Genomic DNA, 22,575 nt, shown 5'->3' on the forward strand with positions numbered 1-22,575 from the left:
AGGTAAAGCTTACACTGTTTTCCATAATGATAATGCATAAATCCAGTTCGGATCACCATTTCCTTGATAACTCTGGACTGCTTCATATACTTTTCCTTCGTGTAGAACTCTATCTCCCTTTTTATATGCTTTTTTTGCATCCCACGCTTCATGTGAAGCGCTTTCAGTTTTTGTAGTAATTGTGAATATATCACTCTGTACGGATTCATTTCCAGCTACATCAACAGCTTTCACTACATATTTATAAGTAGTATTAGCGAGCAGATTTTTATCCATATAAGAAGTTGTATTGAATGTTGCAATCTTTTTCATTGACCCTTCTGTTTCTCTATAAATATCATAATGGTCTACACCAATATTATCGTCAGATGGACTCCACATTAAATCCACACTTGACGCTGTCGTTCCCATACTATGTAATCCTTTTGGTTGTGTTGGTGCTTCTGTATCAGGAGTCTCAACTGTCGTTTTTACTGTAAGCGCTGTACTTTCTTTCGATACATTGCCAGCTGCGTCAATTGCTTTTACAGTATAAGAGTATTCTGTACTTGGTTGTAACTTCTTATCAATAAAATGAGTCCCTGGTACTGTATCAATCATCTCTCCGTTACGGAAGATTTGATATCCTTTTACCCCTACATTATCCGTAGAAGCGTTCCATGTTAGTTCTACACTATTCGCTGTTACTTTTTGCGTCTGAAGTCCATTTGGAATACTTGGCGCTTCTATGTCTGGTTTCACATCATTAATAAGATTAACATCAATTACATTATAGAATGCATTTGCTGTATCAGCTACATCCCATACTGCTAAAATCACATGATATCCACTACGATCAGTAGGTACATTGATTTTATGAGTTAAATTATTTGAAGCTGCAGAACCATCATGTTGTACAGTTCCAATTGGTTCGAAATCTGCTCTTGTTAGCGCTTTATTTGGATTCCATCCTTTTTTAGTAATATAGTAATGCCACTTACTCGTTAAGTGAGGCGCAGTATACTTCCAAGTAAATGTATTTTCCCCACCAGTGATTGTATTTTTAAACCAACGATTTGCTGTTTGTTGATCTAAAATACCACCAAATTTTCCGCCTGCTGAAGCAATTTGTCCATCTACTGGACCACCTTGTGGGAAACCTTTTGGAGCTTCTAAACTTTGTGGTTCATACATAACACTTCCACAGTTTACATTTAGCGCACCATAAGTTGAACTACATAAAGCGGATCGGCTGCCGGGCTTTTCAACAAAACCGTGCGCATAAGCATTTTGAGGAATAAGTGTCGTACTAATAATTCCAGCTGTTAATGCTACAGCTCCTAAACTTTTTTTGTTCATTTTCATATTTTGTAGTTGTTTTAAAAATCGATTATTCATGTTCATGTCTCCTTCTTGTTATACTTTGTAGTGGAATGTGGGCTTTGATGTAAAAGAATAACAAGAGACAAACTTGTACCGATGTATGTGTTAATTATGCATACACCGCAGTGAAATTATATTTTTCTTGTGAAATATTTCACTTTATGAATATATCATGACATAGAAATTACCTGAGTATGTGCAGAAGTTGTGCAGAAACAGTGAAATTATTACTAACATGTAAAACAAAGTCCTAACATTTTAAAATAAAATTTGAATATATTTATCTATCATCTTTACTTCATAATTAACAATACATTTAACTGGTTAACTTTTATTCTTATACTTAGATTTCTCAGTGCCTTATTTTTAACCATACTAGATATTAAAAATAAGAATTATAAAGTTAAATAAAAAGCATCCTATTTAGATGCTTTTCTAATGTATAATTTCATTTTTTTCACTGACCTACAAATATAAAAATTTCATCAACAGCCTCCTTATATCCACCTGATTTTTGGAAAGATTCCTTCAAATTCAAAGCAACTTCTTTAAATGAACGATTATTTAATACTATTTCTACACTTTCACTTAGTTGATCCACAGTTAATCCTTGCATTTGTAATTTTACTCCTGCTCCAAGACTCTCCACTTGCTTTGCGACTACTGGCTGATCTGCACTTTGCGGTATTACAACGAGCGGAACCCCGTTATACAGTCCTTCATGCGCACTGTTCATCCCCCCGTGTGTAATAAATAGTTTCGTATAAGTAAGCAGTTCGGTTTGAGGCACATAGTTTTTCACAATGAAGTTTTTAGGGATTTCGCCTAGATCACTTATTTTTGTTTTACTACCAATAGACATAACAATTGTATGCTCACTATTCTCAAAGGCCTTCATACACAGTTTATAAAAGTCAATCGCTTCATTAAAAACAGTACCTAATGAAATATAAATCGGACTTTTTTCTTCAATTGAAGTAAAATCAACGTCTCTGTTTTTCATTTGTGCAGAGATAGATGGTCCTACAAATTTATATATTTCATCAAACGTATCACCAAAAGGCTGGAAGTCCTTAATTGTATACACAATAGTAAGGGGTGCAGGATTACAGAAAACTTCATACGATGATTTTATTTCAACACCATATTTTTCAGCAATTCCCTTCGTTAAGTTTTGAAAATCATTCTGTATTTTATCATGAATTTCTACTGGGATATTTTTTGACAGATGACCTAACATTTGCTCAAAAGATTTTTCATCCTGCGCAAAAGATGTACATGAATTTATGGATGGCAATTTAAGAATTTGAGCAATTAAGTGCCCACAGCCAAACATAGAATCATGAATTATGTAATCAAAATGTTCACCTTCAATTTGTTCTAGAACACTAGGTATAACAACATCTGCTGTATGTAGAAGAGCGTTTATTCTTTCCTGTAAATAATTTCTGCCTCCAGATAGAAACGCTTTTATAAATTTTTGATCGTCAATCGTTCGTACAGTAGCACCTGTCTTCTCAATTCGTTCCCTAAAAGCTTCTATTGAAAAATAAACGACCTCTTCACCGCGAGAAATCAACTCTTCTACAACTGGCAAAGTTGGATTTATATGTCCTTCTGATCCAGCGTTAATAAATAAAACACGCGCCATAATAAACACTCCTTACGTTAAATCATTTCTATGTTGGCAAGAGTACGGATTCTCTCCATACTCTTTTCCTAGCTGTTCGTATCATGTTCCTACTAAATTGACCTAGCGAGTCTAAAACCGAGATCATCTATATGAAATGTAGGATGGCTTCGACGACGACAAGTAGCGCCGCACCCTCTCGCTGTTTCAGCCCAACTACCACCACGAAAAATGCGGTATGATCCGTACACTGTTTCATCATACAAATCATAACACCATTCCCAAACGTTCCCTAGCATATCATAAAGTCCCCATGCATTCGGTTCTTTTTGGCCAACGTCATGAATCTCTCCATTTGAATTTTCATTATACCACGCTATATCATGAAGTTTCCCGTATGTATATCCGGTTGTACTTGCTTTACATGCATATTGCCACTCCGCCTCAGATGGTAATCGGTAGCCATTTGAATCTAAATTACATTTCACAATTTGACCACCATCACTAATAGAATAATATTCTTTTAATCCCGCTTTTTTTGAAAGTACATTACAAAACGCAATGGCATCGTTCCATGAAATATTGACAACTGGTTTATGATTTTTATCAAAATTATTTAATGTACTATTTGTAATAGCATCATATAGTTCCATTGTTACAGCATACTTTGCAAGAAGAAATGGTTGAATTTGTACTAGCCATTCTTTTTTTATTCGATCATCTCTTAATACTACCTCTCCAGCTGGAATATTGACCATTAATGAATCGATTAGTTGAATTAAATCGTTAGTCATTTTCTATTCCTCCAAACGTTCATTTTATATGAACTTATATTCATATACTCATTACAAAATACAATTTTCAAAAAGCGTTAAATTTTTCATAATAAAAAACGATTAGTTTTATTAAACTAATCGGTATGATCCACAAAGAATTTTTGTGTTACATTCTATTATTATATGTACTCTAAAAATTTCCGAACCTCATTTGGAGATTTTAAAACAATAACCTTTTTGTCTTCGGGTAATTGCTCTAACCCTTTTAAAATTGTAGGTCGTTTAGCATTAGGATATTCCCATATCCATTTAAAAAATTGTAAATCAAATCTTTCTTCACATCCCGCGCCCATATCCGGTCTAGTTTTATTTCGATATTTTGCAATTCTTTTAAAAGCCCTATAAACACAAATTGTTCTATGAATATCAAGGAAGATAATTGTATCAGCTGCATTCAGTCTTATACCCATCGTACCGCCGTAATTCCCATCAATAATCCATTTCTCATCTTTAATTAAGTTATTTTGAACTGTTATTTGTTCTTCTCTCGGAACACCTTCCCAATTCGGTTTCCAAAATAATGCATCAAGATGATGCACCTTAATATTTAATTTATTTCCTAACTGTCTTGCTAATGTAGATTTTCCTGAACCACCAGAACCAATTAATATTATTTTTTTCATAAAGGGCTCCTTTTTAAAATCGATTATTTCCTCCGTAACATAAACTCAAAAAGTATTCCCACTCCAACACCAATTGTATAAGCCACTAAATCACTCCACAAAAAACCGTATCCCAACACGAGTCCGCCCAAAGTCGTTGCACGCATGCTATCTATCCATTCCGCATGATACAATTGGCTCGCTTCAATCCCGTAGCAAAACATTAAACTAATAAAAGCCAACTTCTTCGTCTCTGTTTTAGGAAACAAAAATCCAAAGCCAGTGAAAATCATTAATGCCCATAAAGCATCGCCTAAGTAATCATTTAATAGATGTGGTAGTGCAAAAGAAAACTTTCTTGAGCTAAGACCTAAAATAATAACAACTATAGTAAATAGTGCATATAACACTCTATTTCGTTTCGTATTCATTTTAAAGTCTCCTAATATATAATGTATAACTGTAAATAGCTAGTAAAATAAAGTTATTTTACTAGCTATTTATTAGTTGCTTTTATGATAAGAAAATGTGGATTCGTATTTAAATAATAATATGATTTTTCGTCTACTTCTTTCATCTTTTCAACTGCCTTCGGTTCCACTATCTCTTCTAATACAAAATAATTTGTTGTTTCATTTATTATGTCTTGTAGTGACCTTCTGAAAAATTCGACTTCAATAGTAATATTCGGTTTAACCCAAGTATCTATTAATAGCTGTTTTTCAAAATAACTTTCACATGGAAACTTTGTGAAATCCATAAAAGGATGATGGATAGAATATATAAGTTCTCCACCCGGCTTCAATACGCGACGAAATTCTTGAAATACTTGATTCCAATTTTCTAAGTAATGAAGAGTTAACGAACTTACAATCACATCATACGTATTATCTTCAAATGGCAATGTTTCTTGCAGATCATGACAAAGGAACGTTGCTTCTTCTCCTATATATTCTTTTGCTGCTTTTACCATTTCAGGACTTACGTCAATTGCTGTAACATTTGCTCCTCTTCCTATGAATTGAGAAGTATACCATCCAGCTGCACATCCAGCATCTAGTATCTTTTTTCCTTCTAGTTCCTTTGAAATAAGCTCCATCATCGCCGGTCTTTCATAATAACTGTTATATGGATTTGCGAAATCTAGATTTTCTTTATATGTACTCGCTAATTTATCATACGTATCTTTAATCGAATCTTTCATTACACACACTCCTAATACATATTAATTCATTAACTCCTGCTGCTTTTTCTTTGAAAATGATTGTAGTACTAAATCATACGACCAATCAATCATTTTATTTATTTGCTCCTGTTCTATACCCTTATGAATATAAACGGTATTCCAATGTTTTTTATTCATATGATACCCTGGAATAATTGTTTCTGGATAATCTTCTCTTATCCTTAATGCGACTTCTGGATCACACTTCAATGTAATCGCAGCTTTTTCACCTTCTTCATGATTTACTATCGCAAATATTTTATTATTAAGTCTCATACATATTGCACTCCAACCATCTGGAGAATCTTCTGTCGCTTTTCTTTTCGATAAACAGTACGCTCTTGTTGCATTCATTTTAATTGGCACCTCTTATTCTTCCCTGTTTAATTACGATGCATCACAATTTGCTTCGTTGCTTGAAATTGTTGCTCACCATAAAACTTTATTAGCTTCTCTCCGCAAAATAGACTAACAATATCAATATGAGATATTTCTCGAAGTAATATTGTTAGCATCTTCTCTCCAATACCTTTATTTCTTACACTCTCATGTACGACAACATCTTCAATGTATGCTCGAAAAACACCATCAGAAACGACTCTAGCAAATCCAACTAATTCATTTTCTTCCCATACTCCAATGGCTATGCTATTCTTTAATATTTTTTCAATATCGACTTCTTTTCTTTCTGGCCACCAACCGACAGAATCATAAAGTTTTTTTATTTTTTCTGCACAGATTGGTTGTTCTTGTTGCAATTTATACGTGTACATATTCTTTCTCCTATCAAACAGTATACATAATATTATTATAATCTCTTTTCAAAAAAGTGCTGACTATGACCTTTCGGGTGATCTTCAACAATACCATACTCCCTGTAACCGTGCTTTTTATAAAATTCTGGTGCTTGAAAACTAAATGAATCTAGCAATATTAATCTACACCCTTTTTCCTTCGCAATCCCTTCAATTTCATGTAAAAGTTGGCTGCCATAACCGTCATGACGAACTGATTCATCAACCCACAAAAAGTCGATATGAAGATGATAAAAATACATCGTACCTGTTACGCCACCAAAAATTTTTCCTTCTTCATTTTTTACTACGAGGCGTACTTCTTCCATCGTCTGTCTTGCCTCATCTGTTAAGATGGACATATTATATTGAATAACTTTATTTTTAATATATTCTCCTTCAGTGCGTGTACCGTTCTTTATATGTTTCATTTATATTGCTTCCTTTCAGCTTAGTAAGCTACATTTTATTTTTTCTCTTTAAAATACTAATACATACGAATCCACCGTATGTAACAAAGCATGAAAAGCCAATTATCCCTGGTACAAAGACATATCCTACCCTTATGTAACTTATAACCGCAAAACAAACGATAGACAATAAAATAGATGGCCAAAATATAAGAGCTGTTTTTCTTCTTCCTCGTTTCGATGTACTTTCTTTCTCTCCAGAAACACGTGTGCCAAAAAGCAATACAATACAAATAAGGATCGCTGTAAAGTAAATTGTATCTAATGACAAATCGTGATCATATAGTGCGATTCCAACTTCAAGAGCAATAATCGTTAAAATTAAAATAATGATTGTTGAAGTCTTTAAGTTTCTTTTCAACCGCTCACTCCTAGCATGTTTTCACTATATTCTTTGTATATGTACTTTAAAACTACTGCAAAAGCTTCATCTACCTCTTTATTTTCACGGCGATTCGGTAAATCTTTTCCCCCAATCACATAAAGAAGCGGAAATTCGTTAAACATTCCTATTATACCAATATTTATTGTAGCTGTGAGCAATCCACCTGTCATATGGGCTAAATGATATGAAGGTATTCCATCATATTCACCTTGTTGTCTTACCATCCCGTTTACAATTGGTTCCCATAATTCTGGTTCTGTTTTATACCCTTGAAAAATATGAACTAAAAGCGAAAGAACTTGATTTAACTCTCCGATATTTTTCTCGTCTCTAGGGTTTTCCTGGATATAAATCTTCGAAAAGTATGTTAAAACATATTCTCTGACAGTATTCCATCCTCCGCAGTGCATTACAATTGACTGCGCAACATAACTGTCATGACAAGCTATCATTACTTCAACCGCTTTATTAAGTGTTAATGTAGTTCTTCCTTGTAAATGTGGATATAGCTGTGCACTATCTTCACCTGGATTAAACGTAATGTGATGAAGTATATCATTCCAAGAAACTTTTTTCTCCCTCACCATCTTTGCTAGTGCAAATCCAATTGCCACTTTAGCTGCTGATGCTAATGGAATATATAGTTCATCATTATATGAAGCAATTACACGTTCATTTTTTGTAGAATAAATAGCTACTCCTACATGACCAGATTGTATCTCTTTTATTTTTCGAATAACAGTTTCCATTTCCATTCCTCTTTTCACATCGTTATATCACCTTCTAATAATTCAATATAGAATATAAAATTCCTTTTCTGGAAGATAATTTTTGCTATTACAATACGAAAAAGGTAGCACGGATAATTCCTTGCTACCTAAAAATAAATTTTCCCAAAAAACTTCTATTCTTCTATAGGATTTACAGGTCCATTAAGCTCCAATTGATAAAAGGCTAAATCTAGCCATTTATCAAATTTATAACCTGCTTTTTTTATTGTCCCTGCATGAACAAATCCATAGTTTTGATGCAAAGCAATACTTTTCTCGTTTTCCGCATCAATTCCAGCAATTAAGGTCATATACTCTCTTTCCTTCGCAATTTTGATTAATTCTTTCATTAATGAAGACCCAATGCCATTTTTTCTATATGCCTTATCTACATACACAGAATGTTCAACTGAATATTTATAAGCAGGCCACGCTCTAAATGGGCCGAATGTCGCAAATCCTACTACTTTATTATCTAATTCATATACGAAAATTGGATACCCTTCAGCCTTTTTTTGTTCATACCAATCTATTCTATTTTCAAGGTTTACAGGTTTATACGCATATACAGCTGTTGTATATAGTATAGCATCGTTATAAATATCTAAAATGTATGCTAAATCTCTTTTCGTTGCTTCCCTTATCATTATTTTCTTCCTTTCATCATGTTCATCTTATTTCACTATCTTTTTAATAGTTTTATTTTATCCAAATTTCCGATTTTTATCTACATACGAATACTAGCTTTTCGGAAACCATCAAATATATTTATTGCAGCAGATAACATATAAAAGAAAATTCCTCCCCCAATGAGCCACGTTTTAAACTCCTCTGGGGAAGTAGTAAATGCATTTGCCAAATACGTAATGAATCCTTCGTTTAATAAATGTGGATTTACTACAATTACAATGAATACTATCGTCCCAGCTACTTGAAGAATAGCATTTCCAATTGCCAACCTTTTCGTCCATTGTCCCTGTACTAACTTATAAAGTGATATAGCTACTTCGAAAACGATCATAACCAAAATTAGGGGCCAGTATTGAAGCAAAACATCTTGATTAAACGTTGGCGCGACAAACTTCAATCCGTTTTCTGTACCATGATATACGCCTACAAGATGATTCGCATAAAAGTAAAGTGTAGCCCATATTGCTGTCCACATTAAACCTCCAAAAACTTCAAACTTTGAAATCGCCTTTTTCTTCGGGATATACGAAACATTTTTCAAGTCATCTGGTGTCCATTTTTTTAAGCTTGTTGTTAATGGGTGTGGATCCTTTTCTTTATCAGTTCTTTCTAAAATAGCAAATACAAGTGTTAACCAGAAAAATACATGGAGACCCACTTCAAAAATTTCCCCTATACCTTTACCTATCAATTGTAAAATAACATTTAATACCGCTTGATCACCATTATAGCCTATAAAATTTTCTGCAACCATTGATATGAGTGCAATGACAGCTGCGATTGGTATAATCATTTTTAACAACGTTGTATATACATCAAAATAACGTGGTCCAATTAAATGCATCGGTCTATCCAAATAACCATTAGCCAATGAAACCGGACTCCCCAATTTTTCGAGAACGCTCTTTACATCTTCCTCATTATAATCTTCAGGTAACATATCATCTATAGTTGACCTTAGTTCAAGTGTAATATCTTCACGATTTTTTTCAGGTAATCTCTTCGCAACCTCTTGGATATAGAGATCAATTAAATTCATTCCCTTCCTCCTCCTTTAATAAGTTATAAAGTTCTTTCGAATCTTTTATCCATTCTTTTTTCAACTGCAAAAATATTTCTAATCCATAATCACTTAAAACATAATACTTACGAGGTCTACTCTCCGTTTTATCCCAACTACTCGTCACTAATTCCTGCTTTTCTAATCGGCGAAGTAGTGGATATAAAGTACTTTGATCAATTGTAACCCCTGATTGCTCCAATAACTGGACAAGTGAATATCCGTACTGTGGCGTTCTTAATTGGCTTAAAACAGCTAACGTTAATGTCCCTCTTCTTAACTCAGTAATTAACGAGTTTAATAAAGTATCCATTCACTCACCTCATTTCCATTACTATATGTCATACAGTATGTGTTTTATACTATGTATCGTACAGTATTAGTGTGACAAAAACTGTGCTTTTTTTACCAAAAACAGATAATGAAAAGCGCAAATTATATGATTTGTGCTTTTTTAGCTAAGTTATATATCTATAGCACTCTAAAAGGTAGCACCTTAACTACTAATTTTGAAGTTCTAGTAATGCTATGTTACAAATATCGTATACATATGATGTGAACATAACATCTCACTATAGGAAGCTATTAAAACGGCAAATTACCATGGTTGAATGATTCCTGTTTTATTCTTTAGGCACTGTTGATTTCACACTGTTTTCAGCACCTAATCAACGTTATTTCCTTCATAAACTTCATCTTGTTCAAAATCTCTATTTTTATTTGGTTTATTAAAGTAAAATAAAAAAACAATTAAATTAGGTTAATTGTTTTTCAAATGCAAAATCTTTATTTTTTTAAATAACCTATGATATTCGAAAAGACAAACTCTCCAAATGCAAGTGGTATATAAATAAACCATAACTTTAATATTGCCTTTGTTTCTTTGTGATCAGAATCCCCCATTAAAACCAGCCCAATCCTTTTTCTTCTAATATTTTCATTTTAATTCCAATAACAAGGAAATTATACCATTTATTAATGTTATAGTCTATTTTTTCTAAAAATTAGATAAATAAAATTTTTGTATTCCCTCAATATTCAGATAAACGTAATAATTTTTTTACGTTTCATCTTCAAAGTCTATAATGAGTCCTGTTAGAACTGCTTCATTACCAATCGATTGGATCCCGTGACCAATAAAATCCATCTTAAATTCTTCCCACTCTAACTGCTCTTTTGTGATTCATCGTCACATTATGATGAATCACTCATACATTATCTAGAAGTAAAAACCCTAATTCACTTTTCTCTTAAAGAGCACTATTCAAATGTGCTCTTTTTAAGTCTGTTCGAATAAAATTAAAAATCCTACTGATAAACAAAAAATCTCGTTTATCAATAGGATTCATTAGCTATATATAGCAATTATAGCGAACTCCATCGCCTATTACTAAAGTCGAACTGATTTAAGTAATATAAATTCCCCTTTTTCTTTAGAAAATGGAACAACCTCTACAATCGCCTCAACATTAATTACTCCGTAAACATGCGGATATTCTTGACCGTTTGAAGCAAGTTCATATTTTACTTCTGCTTTTAATAGGGCTGGATCAATTGTAAGTAATAAAACATCTTCTTCATGCTTGAAATATTTTTCTGCAACTCTTAAAGCTTGATCTACTAATGAACAATGAATAAATCCCTCTTCTATAAGGGAATCTTCATTAATTTTTCCAATTATTTTTGCGATTTCCCAATTACTTTTGTAATCATAGTAACTCTCCCTTTTTAATTTATGTAATGATATAATAACACTAAATTTTCAACACGTTCTTAATAGATTGGGGACTTATAATGGATAAACCTCTCACTACATTACAAACTATTATTATACATATGAATACAAATGAGCATTAGCATGATTTTATTTGTTACTGTCAGCATCGCGAAGCGGGACTTCGAAAATTAGCTTATAAACATTTAGAGACATTTATTCCCAATGCAAAAACATGGGAATCAAAAGATCAAGAAGAGTTTGCCATTTCGCTGTTTACTATTTTAGATGCATTAAACGAAAAAGATGAGGGCTTAACTTTCTCACTAAATAGTTTTCTAATTGACATTCTATATAGATGGACAGAAAACAACCCGATTGATTCAAGACCTTTTAGATGGATAGGAATTTATATGGACTCTAGCAATAAAGAAGACGATTTAGAAAAATCCCTTCGAAAAGCGATTGAATTAGGTGGTGATACCGAACAAAAAGCCATGATATACCTAGTTTCTAATTACATCAATACTTTAGAATTTGGTACACATGAATTCCCTTCAGGTTATTGCGGAGATTTAAGCGAATGTATAGAAAAACTTCCCTATATGCTTCAATTAACTAATAGAATTCAGAATAAGAACATAAAGGAGCAAAACATTGGTCAAATACAAGAACAACTACACCTTATTCTAGATTGGTTAAAACATACACAAACTCCAGTAGATGCTGTTCGTACATGGGAAAAAGAACAAACTAAGGAATTAGAAAAAAGCATCGTATATCATTTAAACAACAGCTCAAGTCATTAATTCGTCTACCATTTTAATATAAAAAAGAGGATCTTCATACTGTACTAGAAAATCCTCTTTTTATATTTATCCCACATTAGCTTGCAGTAAAACTCCCCACTGATTATAGTTTTACTTTATTTTAATCCTTTAATTAAAGGTGACGCTTCCCCACTATGGAAAATCCATAAGTCATGAAGTGATCTCGTACATCCAACATATAGTAACTTTGCATCATGTTTTGTATTTTTGTAATGTTCCTCATCCACATCAATTAAAAGCACCGCATCAAATTCTAAACCTTTCGCTAAATAGACAGGTACTACTGATATACCACCTTCATATTTACTTTGGTTTGCTTCAATTACGTTTACCGTTAATCCTGCATTTGTTAATTTCACATATATATCACGGCATTCATCTTCTGTTCTTCCGATTACCGCAATTGTTTTCACATCTTCATTTTGCAAATGTTTTACCGTCTTCACAATTTCAGTAAATTGATTTTCTGTATGAATTACTTTCACATCTTCTCCACTGCGGAAGACTGGTGTTGCGAGTCCTACTGGGATTTCTGCATTTTTAATTATTTCATTTGCAAATTCAATAATTTCTTTTGTAGAACGATAACTTCTTGTTAATTCATAATAACCGGTTTCTTGGAATACTTCCTTAAAAGCATTCCAATCTTCAATTCCTTGATAATCATAAATCGCTTGCGATAAATCACCTAATATAGTGAAAGAATTACCTAATGTAATTTCTTTTAATACATAAACTTGGAAAGGCGAAAAATCTTGCGCTTCATCAATAACAACGTGATGAAACTTCTGCCCTATTTCAATCCCTGTTATACGATGATGTATGTATATTAAAGCTGGTAAATCTTCTACATACATTTCTTTTTTACGACAACTCTTTTCTGTTTCTTGAACAAGTTCTTCAGGTAATACCTCAAGTATTTCTTTACTTTTTACTATTGAACTATACAGTGATAGAGCACTCATTTTCGGCCAAAACTTCATATATGCGTTCAGTCTCTTAGTCGCTTCTTTTTTTAGTAATTTTTTCTCGTTTGTTTCCCCGAATTTTTTAAGTTCAATTTCAATCCAGCGCTTCATTCGTCCTACTAATCGTTCTCTTCTTTTCTTTAAAGGATAATGTTTATATTCAACTTGCATCCATTTTTTAATATCTTCTACTGGAATAATCGCTCTATCCCACGCCTCAAAATCTTTTGTCGGAACTAACTCATTTTCAAATTGGATCATTCTCTCTTCAATATACGTCTTAAATTCCAACGTACCCTTTAATTTACCTAGCATTACCTTCTTTTCATCACGATTAATTGAAAATGCTTCTTTCAATTTTTCTTCTGTCTGCTTTAGTATAACTGAATCATCTAACGTACGTAATGCCCAATCCGAAAACGTTGTTTGACTAATATTCCCTACACCTAATTCAGGAAGTACACTCGAAATATAGTCTAAAAACAGACTATTCGGCGCAAATACGATCATTCTCTCAGCTTCTAGCTGCTCACGATATTCATAAATCAAAAAAGCAAGGCGATGTAAAGCGATTGTTGTCTTTCCGCTCCCTGCAACCCCTTGAATAAGTAATGGTAAATTTCTTTCCGCTCGAATAATATCATTTTGTTCCGATTGAATCGTTGAAACAATATCCTTTAGCTTATTATCTTTATTCTCACCTAATCGATATAGAAGAAAATCATCGGCATGCGATACATCTTCATTTCCTTTTACATATGTATCAACAACACGTTCAAGTTCTCTTTTTCGAATAGAAATGTTTCGTTTTAAATACACATCACCTTCTACTAACCCATCTGGTGATTGATAAAATGCTAATTCTTCTCCACCGGTAAATGAATAAAACATACTTGCGACAGGTGCTCTCCAATCAATAATGATTGGTTTCATCGTGTCCATATCCGAAACCCCTACTTTTCCAATATAAATCGGCATAACTGCTTCTTTACCATCTTCCTGAAAATCTAACCTTCCAAAGTACGGCTCTTGCACACCAATACGTAAATTTTGTCTATTAGACTCTCTCATACTTTCAAGAATTTGCTCTTTAAAATCTTCTCCATAATAAACTGGGATTTTTTCAAGCTTATCCAATTGCTCATCCATCGTATGTAAAGTATCCTTCATTTTTTGTAACTCATCTTCAAATATGTTGCTCATTTCGACGATTCCCTCCTGTCCGTTCTAATTTTTCAGTCGAAGTATTATTGTATTAAAAATCCAATCATAAAGTCAATAGTTTCCATTTGAATTTTTCGAAAAAACTTACTTTTCATCTTTCTAATTTAAAAAGAACATGCAACATCTAAATCACACAAATACACATATAGTATAGTGATGCATGCAAAAGATACTACTTTCTATTTGTCTCCTATTTAATTTATTTATTAAAAAACATTGTAAAAATTAAAGACTTTAATCAATGGGCGTTTTACTGCCCATAAATAGTAGGATAAACAAAAGTAAAGGAGGCTCTTCAAATGAATGTCGCGAAAAAGAAATCACTAAAGTTATATTTACTTATTTTTGTATTAACTGTTTTGGCCAGTGGATGGATTGGGGTATTTCTAGATTCTCTTCTAACAAATCAACCTGAAGGAAATACTTTAGGTATGGGGTTATGGCTAATATTACCTTTCCTCGTAAGCATTTTACTTAGAGTTATTAGCCGAGATTGGAATGATTTTGGCATCAAGCCAAATTTGAAAGGAAACTTTATATGGTATTTCACTGCACTACTTATTTATCCATTCGTTACAGTAATAACGATAAGTATATCGCTCATTTTTGGAGTAGCTCATATTGCTAGTTTTGATATATCCACGTTATTGTCACTCATAGTCATGTCTACTATTGGTAACTTTATTAAAAATATTTTTGAAGAGTTTTCTTGGCGTGGTTATTTAACTCCAAAGTTGATTGAACTAAATCTAAATGATTGGTACATTTATATTATTTCTGGTTTAATTTGGGCACTTTGGCATGCTGCATATTATATAGTCTTTTTGCCAAATGAATATTTTGAATCTATCTCAAGATTAAATATGCTTTTATCTGGCTGTATCCTTATGGTTTGTTGGTCAATTATGTATGTTGAAATATATAGACTTACAAAATCCGTCTGGCCATGCGTTATCATGCATGCGATCGAGGATGCTGTTCCTACTGTTTTAGTTACCATAACAGGGATTATTACCCTTACAAACAGTAGTGATTTTTGGTTAAATCCTATTAGCGGGGTCGCTGCTACTGTTTTATTTCTCGGAATTGGAATCGTACTAAGAACTATAAGAATAAAAAGAGAACGACAATTATTCACACAATAAAAAGCAGATAATGAATTCGTCATTATCTGCTTTCCAATTTTTAAAACTACCTTATTATATTTTTTGATACATAAGCCAGTCACCAGATTCTATCACTTTCTTTAACATCTTTTTATCTTGAGCGATATACACATATGCCTCAATTTCTCTATCAGCAACATATACTGTTTGCGTGATTCGATCATATAAATCAGTCTCCGCATTACCTGTATATTCTTCTAGTTCATCTAACTTACACAATATCTCATCATTTACTACATAAACTTCTCCATACACCTGTTCTTCAATCGAATAAGTCATGGCCGGATATCCTTCATTCGTATCAAATAATTTTCCATATGTCCAAGCTCTGTCTGCGATGCATGTTGCACCTTGCATATAATGAGCATTCGATTGTCCTCTTCTTAACGTGCCATAAACGAAAACATGATACATAAATTCTTATCCCCTTTATATGTCTCTACTTTCTTATTTGTAAATAAGCACGAATCATAAAGTAACTCACTTCATTCGGAAGCTGTTCTTTAATAGATTTCAGACCACCCTCTGCATTTTGAACGGCAGTTTCAATAAGAGATTCATACTCTGCTGGAACAAAACTTTGCCACTCTACTTCCATTCCATCCTCGTAGCAGCGAATTAAATGGTTTTCGATTGTTTGTCTTGATAAGTTGCGTTCTTTTGCAATCTCATTCAAATCAATACCTTGTTTATACATTTCATACGTTTCTAAATGAGAATTTGCGGACGCTTTTCCTGACTTTTTACGCTCTGAAACTACTTCTGTCTTAATCGTTTCAGCATAATTTGGATTTTCTTCAATAAAATGCTGAACTGCTTGTAAGAAGTGCGAGCCATATTTCACAAGTTTGTGTTCTCCGATACCTTTTACCGTCAACAATTCGGAATCACTTTGCGGCATTTTCACGCACATATCTTTCAATGTTTGGTCAGAGAAAATAACGAACGGAGGTACACCTTCTCCTTGTGCAATTTCTTTACGTACTTCACGAAGCACTTCAAATAAAGGATGGTCTTGAACAATTTGTCTTGTCTCTACTCGTTCTTTTCGTAAAACATTCTCTTTACCAAGTAATACTTCTTTCCCTTTTTCAGTTACTTTTAACGTCGGATAAGTGCCATGTTCAACTGCAATTAACTCGTCTGAAATTAAAAACTCAATAAACTCACTGACCTCTTTTACACTACGGTTCGATAAAAGCCCATACGTTGGTAAAGTATGAAAATTAAATTCAATAACTTTCTTATTCTTCGACCCCGTTAATACTTGCGCTATCATTTGCTTTCCAAAGCGTTGGTTCGTTCTAATCATGCATGATAAAACCATTTGTGATTCCCTTGTCACATCGATGCTCTCGCGATTGTCTGTACAATTACCACAGCGTCCACAATCTTCTTTCGGTTCTTCTCCAAAGTATTGCAAAATGAATGATTGTAAACATTGTTCTGTATGACAGTAATCGGTCATATTTTGCAATTTTTCAAGTTCATTTGAAAAACGTGATTCTCCAGTTGATTGATCAATTAAAAAACGCTGTACTTGTACATCTTGAGAAGAATATAACAATATACATGTACTATCTAATCCGTCACGACCAGCACGTCCTGCTTCTTGATAGTAACTTTCCATATTTTTTGGAAGCTGATAATGAATTACGTAACGAATATTCGATTTATCAATACCCATCCCGAATGCAGATGTTGCTACCATTACACTTACTTCATCTCGTAAAAAGAGTTCTTGTTGCTCATTTCGATCACTATCACTCATACCAGCATGATATTTTGATACAGAAACACCTGCCTTCATCAAATCTTCATATAACTGATCGACTACTTTTCTAGTAGCTGCATATATAATCCCGGATTCCTTTTGATTTTGACGAATATAATCCGCCAAATATGCATTTCGATCTTGCCCTTTAATGACAGAAAACGATAAGTTCTCACGCTCAAACGTTGTCATAATTGTATTTTCTTGATTAATTTCAAGTGTGTTACAAATATCATCACGTACTTGCGGTGTTGCTGTTGCTGTTAATGCTAATACGAGCGGCTTTTCTGGAAGATAATCTAATATGCGATGTATATGTAAATAACTTGGACGGAAATCATGTCCCCACTGTGAAATACAGTGTGCTTCATCAATCGCAATCATAGGGATTTTCATATCGATAAGTTGATCAACAAACTCCATCGAATCAAGACGCTCAGGCGCCACATAAAGTAACTTGTAATGTCCTTGTTTCGCTAATTGAATTCGCTGATTTGCTTCTGCAATAGATATAGAACTATTAATATATGTAGCTGAAATGCCATTCTGTACCAATGTATCTACTTGATCCTTCATAAGTGATATTAGAGGCGATATAACCAACGTCGTTCCTTCAAATACTAATGCCGGAATTTGATAACAAATCGACTTACCGCCACCCGTTGGCATAATACAAACCGTATCTTTCCCATCTAGTACATTTTTAATTGTTTCATCTTGTCCTCTTCGAAACGAAGAATAACCAAAGTAGGACGCTAAAAGTTCTTGTGCTTTAGTAAACAAAAAAGAGTCACCTGCTTTTCTTTATCTTTCATCTACTTCTATTATATCAATCACTTATACGACTTGAAAGGGATGAATAAATGCTTATTGTTTTTTCATTATTCTATATTTAATATGAATTAGCATCCGTGTTTTATATGTTTTACAACATTTATAACGTAAATCCAGTACACATGAAGAAAGAGTTTCAATTTAAATATTCATTTTATTTCCCTTTCTTGAATACTACTAATCGTATACATATAAATTCAGGAGGTTTCTATATGAAACATCGTAATATGAGTTCCATCACAACAAAAAAGAAAACAACACAACTCCAATTCTCTAATAATGATGCGTGGAAATATGAATCATACTATAAGTACCAGCCATTATTCTCTTATAAAAAGCTTTTACATTTTCTTTCTCAACTTTTTAGACGTTAATATATGCGCAAAAAATGTATCATTCACAGAAGTTTTCTCAATATTAAACGTATAGACTTACTACAATTCAGTTGTTACCATATATAATAATCTGTTGGATAAACCCCTTAAGTTGACCTGCTTATATTAGCAGGTCTTTTTCATGATTACATACTTCTGTGTACCTCGATCTCACTTCCAAGTCTTTTCTCCATTTTATAACCATATTTAGATCCCAACAATTAATGATAATCATTAATTGTTGGGATCTAAATTGTTCACATATAATTATGCAATTCTTCTTTCTCAATACACAAAACACATTTTACTTGTTACTATAAAAGTACTCTAGATGAGTTTTTGCTCATCGACATTATCTAGTTAATGGGGCCTGCCGCGGGAAGCAGGTCCCTTTGACTTTATGACGGTACCAATTTCATTTGGACACATTTACCAGGTTTTTTCAAAAGAATTTTATGATAACATTACGTAGTCGAGTCCGACATCTCGGCAATACCCTTTTGAGGGTCTGCAACTTCCCTTGCAGACCCTCTTTTACTTTATATTCATTTTATTCATATATACCACAACATCATTCGTTGAATTTCTCCATTTCAAATTCCCTAAAAATAATCTAGGACACGTAACTAAAAATAAATATTTATCATACTTTGAGTTATACATGTTCAAAGGAGTGTTACTATTTATGTATTCTTATTGGCAATCGTATTACTCCCCCTACCATAACCCTTATGTAAACTATGATTTATCCGTGCGTAACTACCGAATTAGTAAAAACGAGAATTTTTTAAAAGGGTATATGCGTTCTTTATGGGAACAACACGTCGCTTGGACGAGATTGGCTATTATAAGTATTGTATTTAATTTACCAGATGTTAACGTTACTGTTGGACGGCTTCTACAAAACGCAACACATATGGGTCTATCACTTGAACCATTTTACGGTGAGGATGCAGTGAAAAAATATAGTGCATTAATTAAAGATCACTTAGTAATTGCAGCGGATCTTGTTAAAGCCGCAAAAGCTGGTAATCAAAATGCAGCGGCCGCTATAGAGAAAAAATGGTACGCTAATGGTGACGCAATTATTGAATTTCTTAACAGTATCAACCCATATATAGATAAAGAAGAATTTAGAAAAATGTTTTATGAACATTTAGCACTAACGAAAGCAGAAGCACTTGCCTTCCTAAATAAAGATTATGAAGCAGGAGTAAAACTTTACGATAAAATTGAAAAAGAAGCATTAGAAATGGCTGACATGATAACAAACGCAATCGTAAAACAATTCCCGCAAGTCTTTCAATAAAGTGAAACTTTAATCAGAGTAGGTTACTACTCATTAATACTGGATAAAAATAAGTCGATTTCCCAACATAAATCGACTTATTTTTATCCATGATATTTCACCTCTCCTCTTTACATTTAGCTTATATCGATATATTTTATTAATATCCGTTTTTTATAGGAGGAAATAGTTTGATTAACGCCATTGGTCTCGTTTTTATACTCACAAATAAACACGAGAAAAAAAAGAAAGTTTACCTAAATGAAAAATTTGCACTAATAGATATTATTGATTCTAAAGAAGTATTTGATGATGAAGGTAATTCTTTAGTAGAACTAACATGTAAATACAGCATATATTTAGACGAAAAATATTACTGTAAATCTCTCGATGATTATACCGGACAAGTATTTCCTTTCTTAAGTGCAAAAATAGGAAAAGGTCTTCTAAGAAACTTAAACTACTACTTTTCTTACGTTGATGCCTATGATAAGAAACCACCGGTTAAAGAAATAAGACCACTTATGAAACATGTAACTAACAGATAGCGAAAAATACAAAAAAGAAAGCATCTAACTCTAGATGTTTTCTTTTTTATTGAAAACTCATTCACCCTCATCCTCTTCTAAAAATACGTATCCAAGCATATTTTAAATTAAAAACATTGGAGGATTAGACTGAATGAAATACTCAGAAACAATTATAAGCAAACGACTTCGAATACTTAAACTGACGGGTATGTTTTTCATGCTAGTATTAATAGCATGGATTGGCTATACAAAATTACTTTATGAAAACGGCTTTCTTCAAGAAAAAAAGAATTCAGTAGAAGTAATGAATACTAGCATTACAGGAGAAATAGAGCAGCTTTTTCATATAAACTTGCAAGGTTATCGAAAAACAAGCCTTGATGCTGTTATAGAAGCAAGCAAAACCGATCCAAGCGAACTATCCCTAATTGAATTGGTCAACAAATCCTGCTCGCGAGATTGCATAGGCGAACCAGTAACATATGTAAACTCAAACAATGGATATATCTTTTATAAGGAATCTAATGGAACTAATGTAGCTATAACGGTTAAAAAGAAAGACACATGGGTAATTGTAAAGAAATCTGTTCAAGATGGATTATAATTCCCCCCCAAAAAAAGAGTACGTATGAACTGCACCCCAATTGTTAGACACAGTCTAACAATTGGGGGTGCAGTTTTTCTATGGCTAAATTTACAGCTGATGAAAAAATACAAATCGTTCTACGTTATTTGAACGGAAATGAAAGTTATCGAGAAATAGGTAAATCGCTCGGTATAAGTGACACAATCATTTTGAATTGGGTAAACCAATATAAACAGAATGGTCTGGAAGCTTTTCTAAAACGATGTACAAATTACACACAACAATTTAAACTAGACGTACTAAACTTTATGATTGAAAACGGTATGTCCTTATTTGAGACGGCAGCTATCTTTAATATTCCTGCCCCTTCAACGATTTCTGTTTGGAAAAAACAGCTCGAAACACAAGGAATTGATATTGATGCCCTTCAATCTAAGAAAAAGGGGCGTCCATCCATGAAAAAAGATTCAAATAAACAATTAAAACAACCTTTAGCTGAAGGGTCAGTCGAAGCACTTGAAGCACGCATTAAACAGCTTGAGATGGAAAATGAGTACTTAAAAAAGTTAAATGCCTTAGTTCAAAACAAGGAAAAATCACAAAACAAGACAAAGCGCAAGTAGTCTACGAATTAAGGCATAAATATTCGGTCAAGGCACTCGTGGAGCTAGCTACTATTCCTCGAAGCACGTATTATGATTTAGTAAAGAAAATGAATCGTCCAGATCTAGATGCCGATTTGAAAGCTGAGATTAAAGCGATTTATGAGGAAAATGAAGGTCGTTATGGTTACCGTCGCATTCGTGATGAATTAACGAATCGTGGCCAGAAAGTGAACCACAAGAAGGTTCAGCGCATTATGAAAGAGCTTGGGTTAAAGTGTGTTGTGCGTATGAAGAAATATAAATCCTATAAAGGAAAAGTCGGTAGAATTGCACCTAATATTTTAGAGCGTAATTTTTATACAGATGCACCGAATCAAAAGTGGGTAACAGACATCACAGAGTTTAAATTGTTTGGAGAAAAACTGTATGTATCACCTGTATTAGATTTGTATAATGGTGAAATTATTACCTATACAATTGGTTCTAGACCGACGTATTCGCTTGTTTCAGACATGTTAGAGAAAGCATTGGAACGTTTACCTGAAACCCACCAGCTACTGATGCATTCGGATCAAGGATGGCATTATCAAATGAGACAGTACGTCCTTACACTTGAATCAAGAGCTATCGTTCAGAGTATGTCTCGAAAAGGCAACTGTTACGACAACGCAGTAATAGAAAATTTCTTTGGGATTATGAAGTCGGAGTTCCTCTACATAAAAGAATTTGAAAATGTAGAGCACTTTAAAATAGAATTAGAAAAATATATAGATTATTATAATACGAAACGGATTAAGGCAAAATTAAAAATGAGCCCAGTACAATACCGGACTCACTTTTATCAAGCTGCCTAATGAA

Annotated in this window: 25 protein-coding genes and 1 riboswitch; of the genes, 7 read left to right on the plus strand and 18 right to left on the minus strand. The window is 33.2% G+C overall.

What is annotated here, in order from left to right; all coding sequences use genetic code 11:
- Nucleotides 1-9 precede the first annotated feature (9 nt).
- The 15 genes from MHH27_RS14250 to MHH27_RS14320 all read right to left on the minus strand — a co-directional run bounded on the left by MHH27_RS14250 (nucleotide 10) and on the right by MHH27_RS14320 (nucleotide 11,571).
- The gene (locus MHH27_RS14250; RefSeq protein ID WP_340943024.1) at nucleotides 10-1,377 is read right to left on the minus strand and encodes a lytic polysaccharide monooxygenase; all 1,368 of its coding nucleotides are present in this window, start codon (nucleotides 1,375-1,377) and stop codon (nucleotides 10-12) included.
- A gap of 442 nt (nucleotides 1,378-1,819) precedes the next feature.
- A complete protein-coding gene (locus tag MHH27_RS14255) occupies nucleotides 1,820-3,013 on the minus strand; it encodes a macrolide family glycosyltransferase (protein WP_098235411.1) in 1,194 nt (397 codons plus the stop codon).
- A gap of 92 nt (nucleotides 3,014-3,105) precedes the next feature.
- Nucleotides 3,106-3,786: a formylglycine-generating enzyme family protein gene (locus MHH27_RS14260; RefSeq protein WP_000180345.1), complete on the minus strand. Its 681-nt coding sequence runs from the start codon at nucleotides 3,784-3,786 to the stop codon at nucleotides 3,106-3,108.
- A gap of 161 nt (nucleotides 3,787-3,947) precedes the next feature.
- A complete protein-coding gene (locus tag MHH27_RS14265) occupies nucleotides 3,948-4,451 on the minus strand; it encodes a DNA topology modulation protein (RefSeq protein ID WP_098250639.1) in 504 nt (167 codons plus the stop codon).
- Nucleotides 4,452-4,474: 23 nt separating this feature from the next.
- Nucleotides 4,475-4,861: a ribosomal maturation YjgA family protein gene (locus MHH27_RS14270; protein WP_098250638.1), complete on the minus strand. Its 387-nt coding sequence runs from the start codon at nucleotides 4,859-4,861 to the stop codon at nucleotides 4,475-4,477.
- Nucleotides 4,862-4,926: 65 nt separating this feature from the next.
- A complete protein-coding gene (locus MHH27_RS14275) occupies nucleotides 4,927-5,634 on the minus strand; it encodes a class I SAM-dependent methyltransferase (protein WP_000655266.1) in 708 nt (235 codons plus the stop codon).
- A gap of 21 nt (nucleotides 5,635-5,655) precedes the next feature.
- Complete coding sequence (locus MHH27_RS14280) at nucleotides 5,656-6,009, minus strand: MmcQ/YjbR family DNA-binding protein (protein ID WP_098250637.1); 354 nt, start codon at nucleotides 6,007-6,009, stop codon at nucleotides 5,656-5,658.
- 29 nt (nucleotides 6,010-6,038) lie between these two features.
- The gene (locus MHH27_RS14285) at nucleotides 6,039-6,428 is read right to left on the minus strand and encodes a GNAT family N-acetyltransferase (protein ID WP_000288963.1); all 390 of its coding nucleotides are present in this window, start codon (nucleotides 6,426-6,428) and stop codon (nucleotides 6,039-6,041) included.
- Nucleotides 6,429-6,463: 35 nt separating this feature from the next.
- The gene (locus MHH27_RS14290; protein WP_000680536.1) at nucleotides 6,464-6,880 is read right to left on the minus strand and encodes a GNAT family N-acetyltransferase; all 417 of its coding nucleotides are present in this window, start codon (nucleotides 6,878-6,880) and stop codon (nucleotides 6,464-6,466) included.
- A 28-nt stretch (nucleotides 6,881-6,908) separates the two neighbouring features.
- Nucleotides 6,909-7,280, minus strand: coding sequence for a hypothetical protein (locus MHH27_RS14295; protein WP_000827989.1), 372 nt, complete (start codon nucleotides 7,278-7,280; stop codon nucleotides 6,909-6,911).
- Nucleotides 7,277-8,053 (minus strand): serine hydrolase, encoded by a 777-nt coding sequence (locus tag MHH27_RS14300; RefSeq protein ID WP_098250636.1) that lies wholly within the window; start codon nucleotides 8,051-8,053, stop codon nucleotides 7,277-7,279. Before MHH27_RS14300 ends, MHH27_RS14295 begins: the two co-directional genes overlap by 4 nt.
- A gap of 155 nt (nucleotides 8,054-8,208) precedes the next feature.
- Nucleotides 8,209-8,721: a GNAT family N-acetyltransferase gene (locus MHH27_RS14305; RefSeq protein WP_098250635.1), complete on the minus strand. Its 513-nt coding sequence runs from the start codon at nucleotides 8,719-8,721 to the stop codon at nucleotides 8,209-8,211.
- Nucleotides 8,722-8,801: 80 nt separating this feature from the next.
- Nucleotides 8,802-9,803, minus strand: coding sequence for an HAAS signaling domain-containing protein (locus tag MHH27_RS14310; RefSeq protein ID WP_340943032.1), 1,002 nt, complete (start codon nucleotides 9,801-9,803; stop codon nucleotides 8,802-8,804).
- Nucleotides 9,790-10,137 (minus strand): PadR family transcriptional regulator, encoded by a 348-nt coding sequence (locus tag MHH27_RS14315; protein WP_000380302.1) that lies wholly within the window; start codon nucleotides 10,135-10,137, stop codon nucleotides 9,790-9,792. Before MHH27_RS14315 ends, MHH27_RS14310 begins: the two co-directional genes overlap by 14 nt.
- 1,019 nt (nucleotides 10,138-11,156) lie before the next feature.
- A riboswitch (Fluoride riboswitch) is annotated at nucleotides 11,157-11,218 on the minus strand.
- Nucleotides 11,215-11,571 carry a DUF952 domain-containing protein gene (locus MHH27_RS14320; RefSeq protein ID WP_050457840.1) on the minus strand — a complete coding sequence of 119 codons (357 nt, stop codon included), beginning with the start codon at nucleotides 11,569-11,571 and terminating at the stop codon, nucleotides 11,215-11,217. Its footprint overlaps the riboswitch before it by 4 nt.
- Nucleotides 11,572-11,690: 119 nt before the next feature.
- Here MHH27_RS14320 and MHH27_RS14325 point away from each other — a divergent pair, with 119 nt between their 5' ends.
- On the plus strand, nucleotides 11,691-12,347 hold the full coding sequence (locus tag MHH27_RS14325; protein WP_340944848.1) for a hypothetical protein: 657 nt from the start codon (nucleotides 11,691-11,693) through the stop codon (nucleotides 12,345-12,347).
- A gap of 116 nt (nucleotides 12,348-12,463) precedes the next feature.
- On the opposite strand, the gene MHH27_RS14330 is transcribed toward MHH27_RS14325, so the two are convergent.
- On the minus strand, nucleotides 12,464-14,539 hold the full coding sequence (locus MHH27_RS14330) for a HelD family protein (RefSeq protein WP_000065167.1): 2,076 nt from the start codon (nucleotides 14,537-14,539) through the stop codon (nucleotides 12,464-12,466).
- A 320-nt stretch (nucleotides 14,540-14,859) separates the two neighbouring features.
- Here MHH27_RS14330 and MHH27_RS14335 point away from each other — a divergent pair, with 320 nt between their 5' ends.
- Nucleotides 14,860-15,705, plus strand: a complete 846-nt coding sequence (locus MHH27_RS14335; RefSeq protein ID WP_001099770.1) for a CPBP family glutamic-type intramembrane protease — start codon at nucleotides 14,860-14,862, stop codon at nucleotides 15,703-15,705.
- A gap of 54 nt (nucleotides 15,706-15,759) precedes the next feature.
- Here the strand turns inward: MHH27_RS14335 and MHH27_RS14340 are convergent, their stop codons facing one another.
- Together MHH27_RS14340 and recQ are read right to left on the minus strand one after the other, a co-directional pair.
- A complete protein-coding gene (locus MHH27_RS14340; RefSeq protein WP_340943037.1) occupies nucleotides 15,760-16,140 on the minus strand; it encodes a gamma-glutamylcyclotransferase family protein in 381 nt (126 codons plus the stop codon).
- A gap of 25 nt (nucleotides 16,141-16,165) precedes the next feature.
- Complete coding sequence (recQ, locus tag MHH27_RS14345; protein ID WP_000494271.1) at nucleotides 16,166-18,283, minus strand: DNA helicase RecQ; 2,118 nt, start codon at nucleotides 18,281-18,283, stop codon at nucleotides 16,166-16,168.
- Between the two features lie 263 nt (nucleotides 18,284-18,546).
- Between recQ and MHH27_RS14350 the strand changes: the two genes are divergently transcribed.
- The 5 genes from MHH27_RS14350 to MHH27_RS14370 all read left to right on the plus strand — a co-directional run bounded on the left by MHH27_RS14350 (nucleotide 18,547) and on the right by MHH27_RS14370 (nucleotide 22,571).
- Entirely contained in the window at nucleotides 18,547-18,708 is a 162-nt protein-coding gene (locus MHH27_RS14350; RefSeq protein WP_000682745.1) for a hypothetical protein, read from the plus strand.
- A gap of 685 nt (nucleotides 18,709-19,393) precedes the next feature.
- The gene (locus MHH27_RS14355; RefSeq protein ID WP_000287727.1) at nucleotides 19,394-20,017 is read left to right on the plus strand and encodes a hypothetical protein; all 624 of its coding nucleotides are present in this window, start codon (nucleotides 19,394-19,396) and stop codon (nucleotides 20,015-20,017) included.
- Nucleotides 20,018-20,187: 170 nt separating this feature from the next.
- Nucleotides 20,188-20,544: a hypothetical protein gene (locus tag MHH27_RS14360; protein ID WP_023522187.1), complete on the plus strand. Its 357-nt coding sequence runs from the start codon at nucleotides 20,188-20,190 to the stop codon at nucleotides 20,542-20,544.
- Nucleotides 20,545-20,677: 133 nt separating this feature from the next.
- A complete protein-coding gene (locus tag MHH27_RS14365) occupies nucleotides 20,678-21,130 on the plus strand; it encodes a hypothetical protein (protein WP_000877567.1) in 453 nt (150 codons plus the stop codon).
- Between the two features lie 80 nt (nucleotides 21,131-21,210).
- A protein-coding gene (locus tag MHH27_RS14370; RefSeq protein ID WP_340942218.1) for an IS3 family transposase occupies nucleotides 21,211-22,571 on the plus strand; the annotation gives its coding sequence in 2 pieces (ribosomal slippage) (nucleotides 21,211-21,670 and nucleotides 21,670-22,571; 1,362 coding nt in all).
- Nucleotides 22,572-22,575: the final 4 nt, after the last annotated feature.

The sequence above is a fragment of the Bacillus sp. FSL L8-0152 genome, assembly GCF_038006365.1.
Classification (GTDB): Bacteria; Bacillota; Bacilli; order Bacillales; family Bacillaceae_G; genus Bacillus_A; species Bacillus_A cereus.

Excerpts from the sequence above, each read along its gene's own strand:
- MHH27_RS14275 (WP_000655266.1), bottom strand. The coding sequence starts at position 5,634 with ATGAAAGATTCGATTAAAGATACGTATGATAAATTAGCGAGTACATAT.
- MHH27_RS14305 (WP_098250635.1), bottom strand. The coding sequence starts at position 8,721 with ATGATAAGGGAAGCAACGAAAAGAGATTTAGCATACATTTTAGATATT.
- MHH27_RS14260 (WP_000180345.1), bottom strand. The coding sequence starts at position 3,786 with ATGACTAACGATTTAATTCAACTAATCGATTCATTAATGGTCAATATT.
- MHH27_RS14280 (WP_098250637.1), bottom strand. The coding sequence starts at position 6,009 with ATGAATGCAACAAGAGCGTACTGTTTATCGAAAAGAAAAGCGACAGAA.
- MHH27_RS14355 (WP_000287727.1), top strand. The coding sequence starts at position 19,394 with ATGTATTCTTATTGGCAATCGTATTACTCCCCCTACCATAACCCTTAT.
- MHH27_RS14290 (WP_000680536.1), bottom strand. The coding sequence starts at position 6,880 with ATGAAACATATAAAGAACGGTACACGCACTGAAGGAGAATATATTAAA.
- MHH27_RS14335 (WP_001099770.1), top strand. The coding sequence starts at position 14,860 with ATGAATGTCGCGAAAAAGAAATCACTAAAGTTATATTTACTTATTTTT.
- MHH27_RS14315 (WP_000380302.1), bottom strand. The coding sequence starts at position 10,137 with ATGGATACTTTATTAAACTCGTTAATTACTGAGTTAAGAAGAGGGACA.
- MHH27_RS14330 (WP_000065167.1), bottom strand. The coding sequence starts at position 14,539 with ATGAGCAACATATTTGAAGATGAGTTACAAAAAATGAAGGATACTTTA.
- MHH27_RS14250 (WP_340943024.1), bottom strand. The coding sequence starts at position 1,377 with ATGAATAATCGATTTTTAAAACAACTACAAAATATGAAAATGAACAAA.
- MHH27_RS14340 (WP_340943037.1), bottom strand. The coding sequence starts at position 16,140 with ATGTATCATGTTTTCGTTTATGGCACGTTAAGAAGAGGACAATCGAAT.
- MHH27_RS14285 (WP_000288963.1), bottom strand. The coding sequence starts at position 6,428 with ATGTACACGTATAAATTGCAACAAGAACAACCAATCTGTGCAGAAAAA.
- MHH27_RS14265 (WP_098250639.1), bottom strand. The coding sequence starts at position 4,451 with ATGAAAAAAATAATATTAATTGGTTCTGGTGGTTCAGGAAAATCTACA.
- MHH27_RS14310 (WP_340943032.1), bottom strand. The coding sequence starts at position 9,803 with ATGAATTTAATTGATCTCTATATCCAAGAGGTTGCGAAGAGATTACCT.
- MHH27_RS14365 (WP_000877567.1), top strand. The coding sequence starts at position 20,678 with ATGAAATACTCAGAAACAATTATAAGCAAACGACTTCGAATACTTAAA.
- MHH27_RS14350 (WP_000682745.1), top strand. The coding sequence starts at position 18,547 with ATGAAACATCGTAATATGAGTTCCATCACAACAAAAAAGAAAACAACA.
- MHH27_RS14270 (WP_098250638.1), bottom strand. The coding sequence starts at position 4,861 with ATGAATACGAAACGAAATAGAGTGTTATATGCACTATTTACTATAGTT.
- MHH27_RS14255 (WP_098235411.1), bottom strand. The coding sequence starts at position 3,013 with ATGGCGCGTGTTTTATTTATTAACGCTGGATCAGAAGGACATATAAAT.
- MHH27_RS14300 (WP_098250636.1), bottom strand. The coding sequence starts at position 8,053 with ATGGAAACTGTTATTCGAAAAATAAAAGAGATACAATCTGGTCATGTA.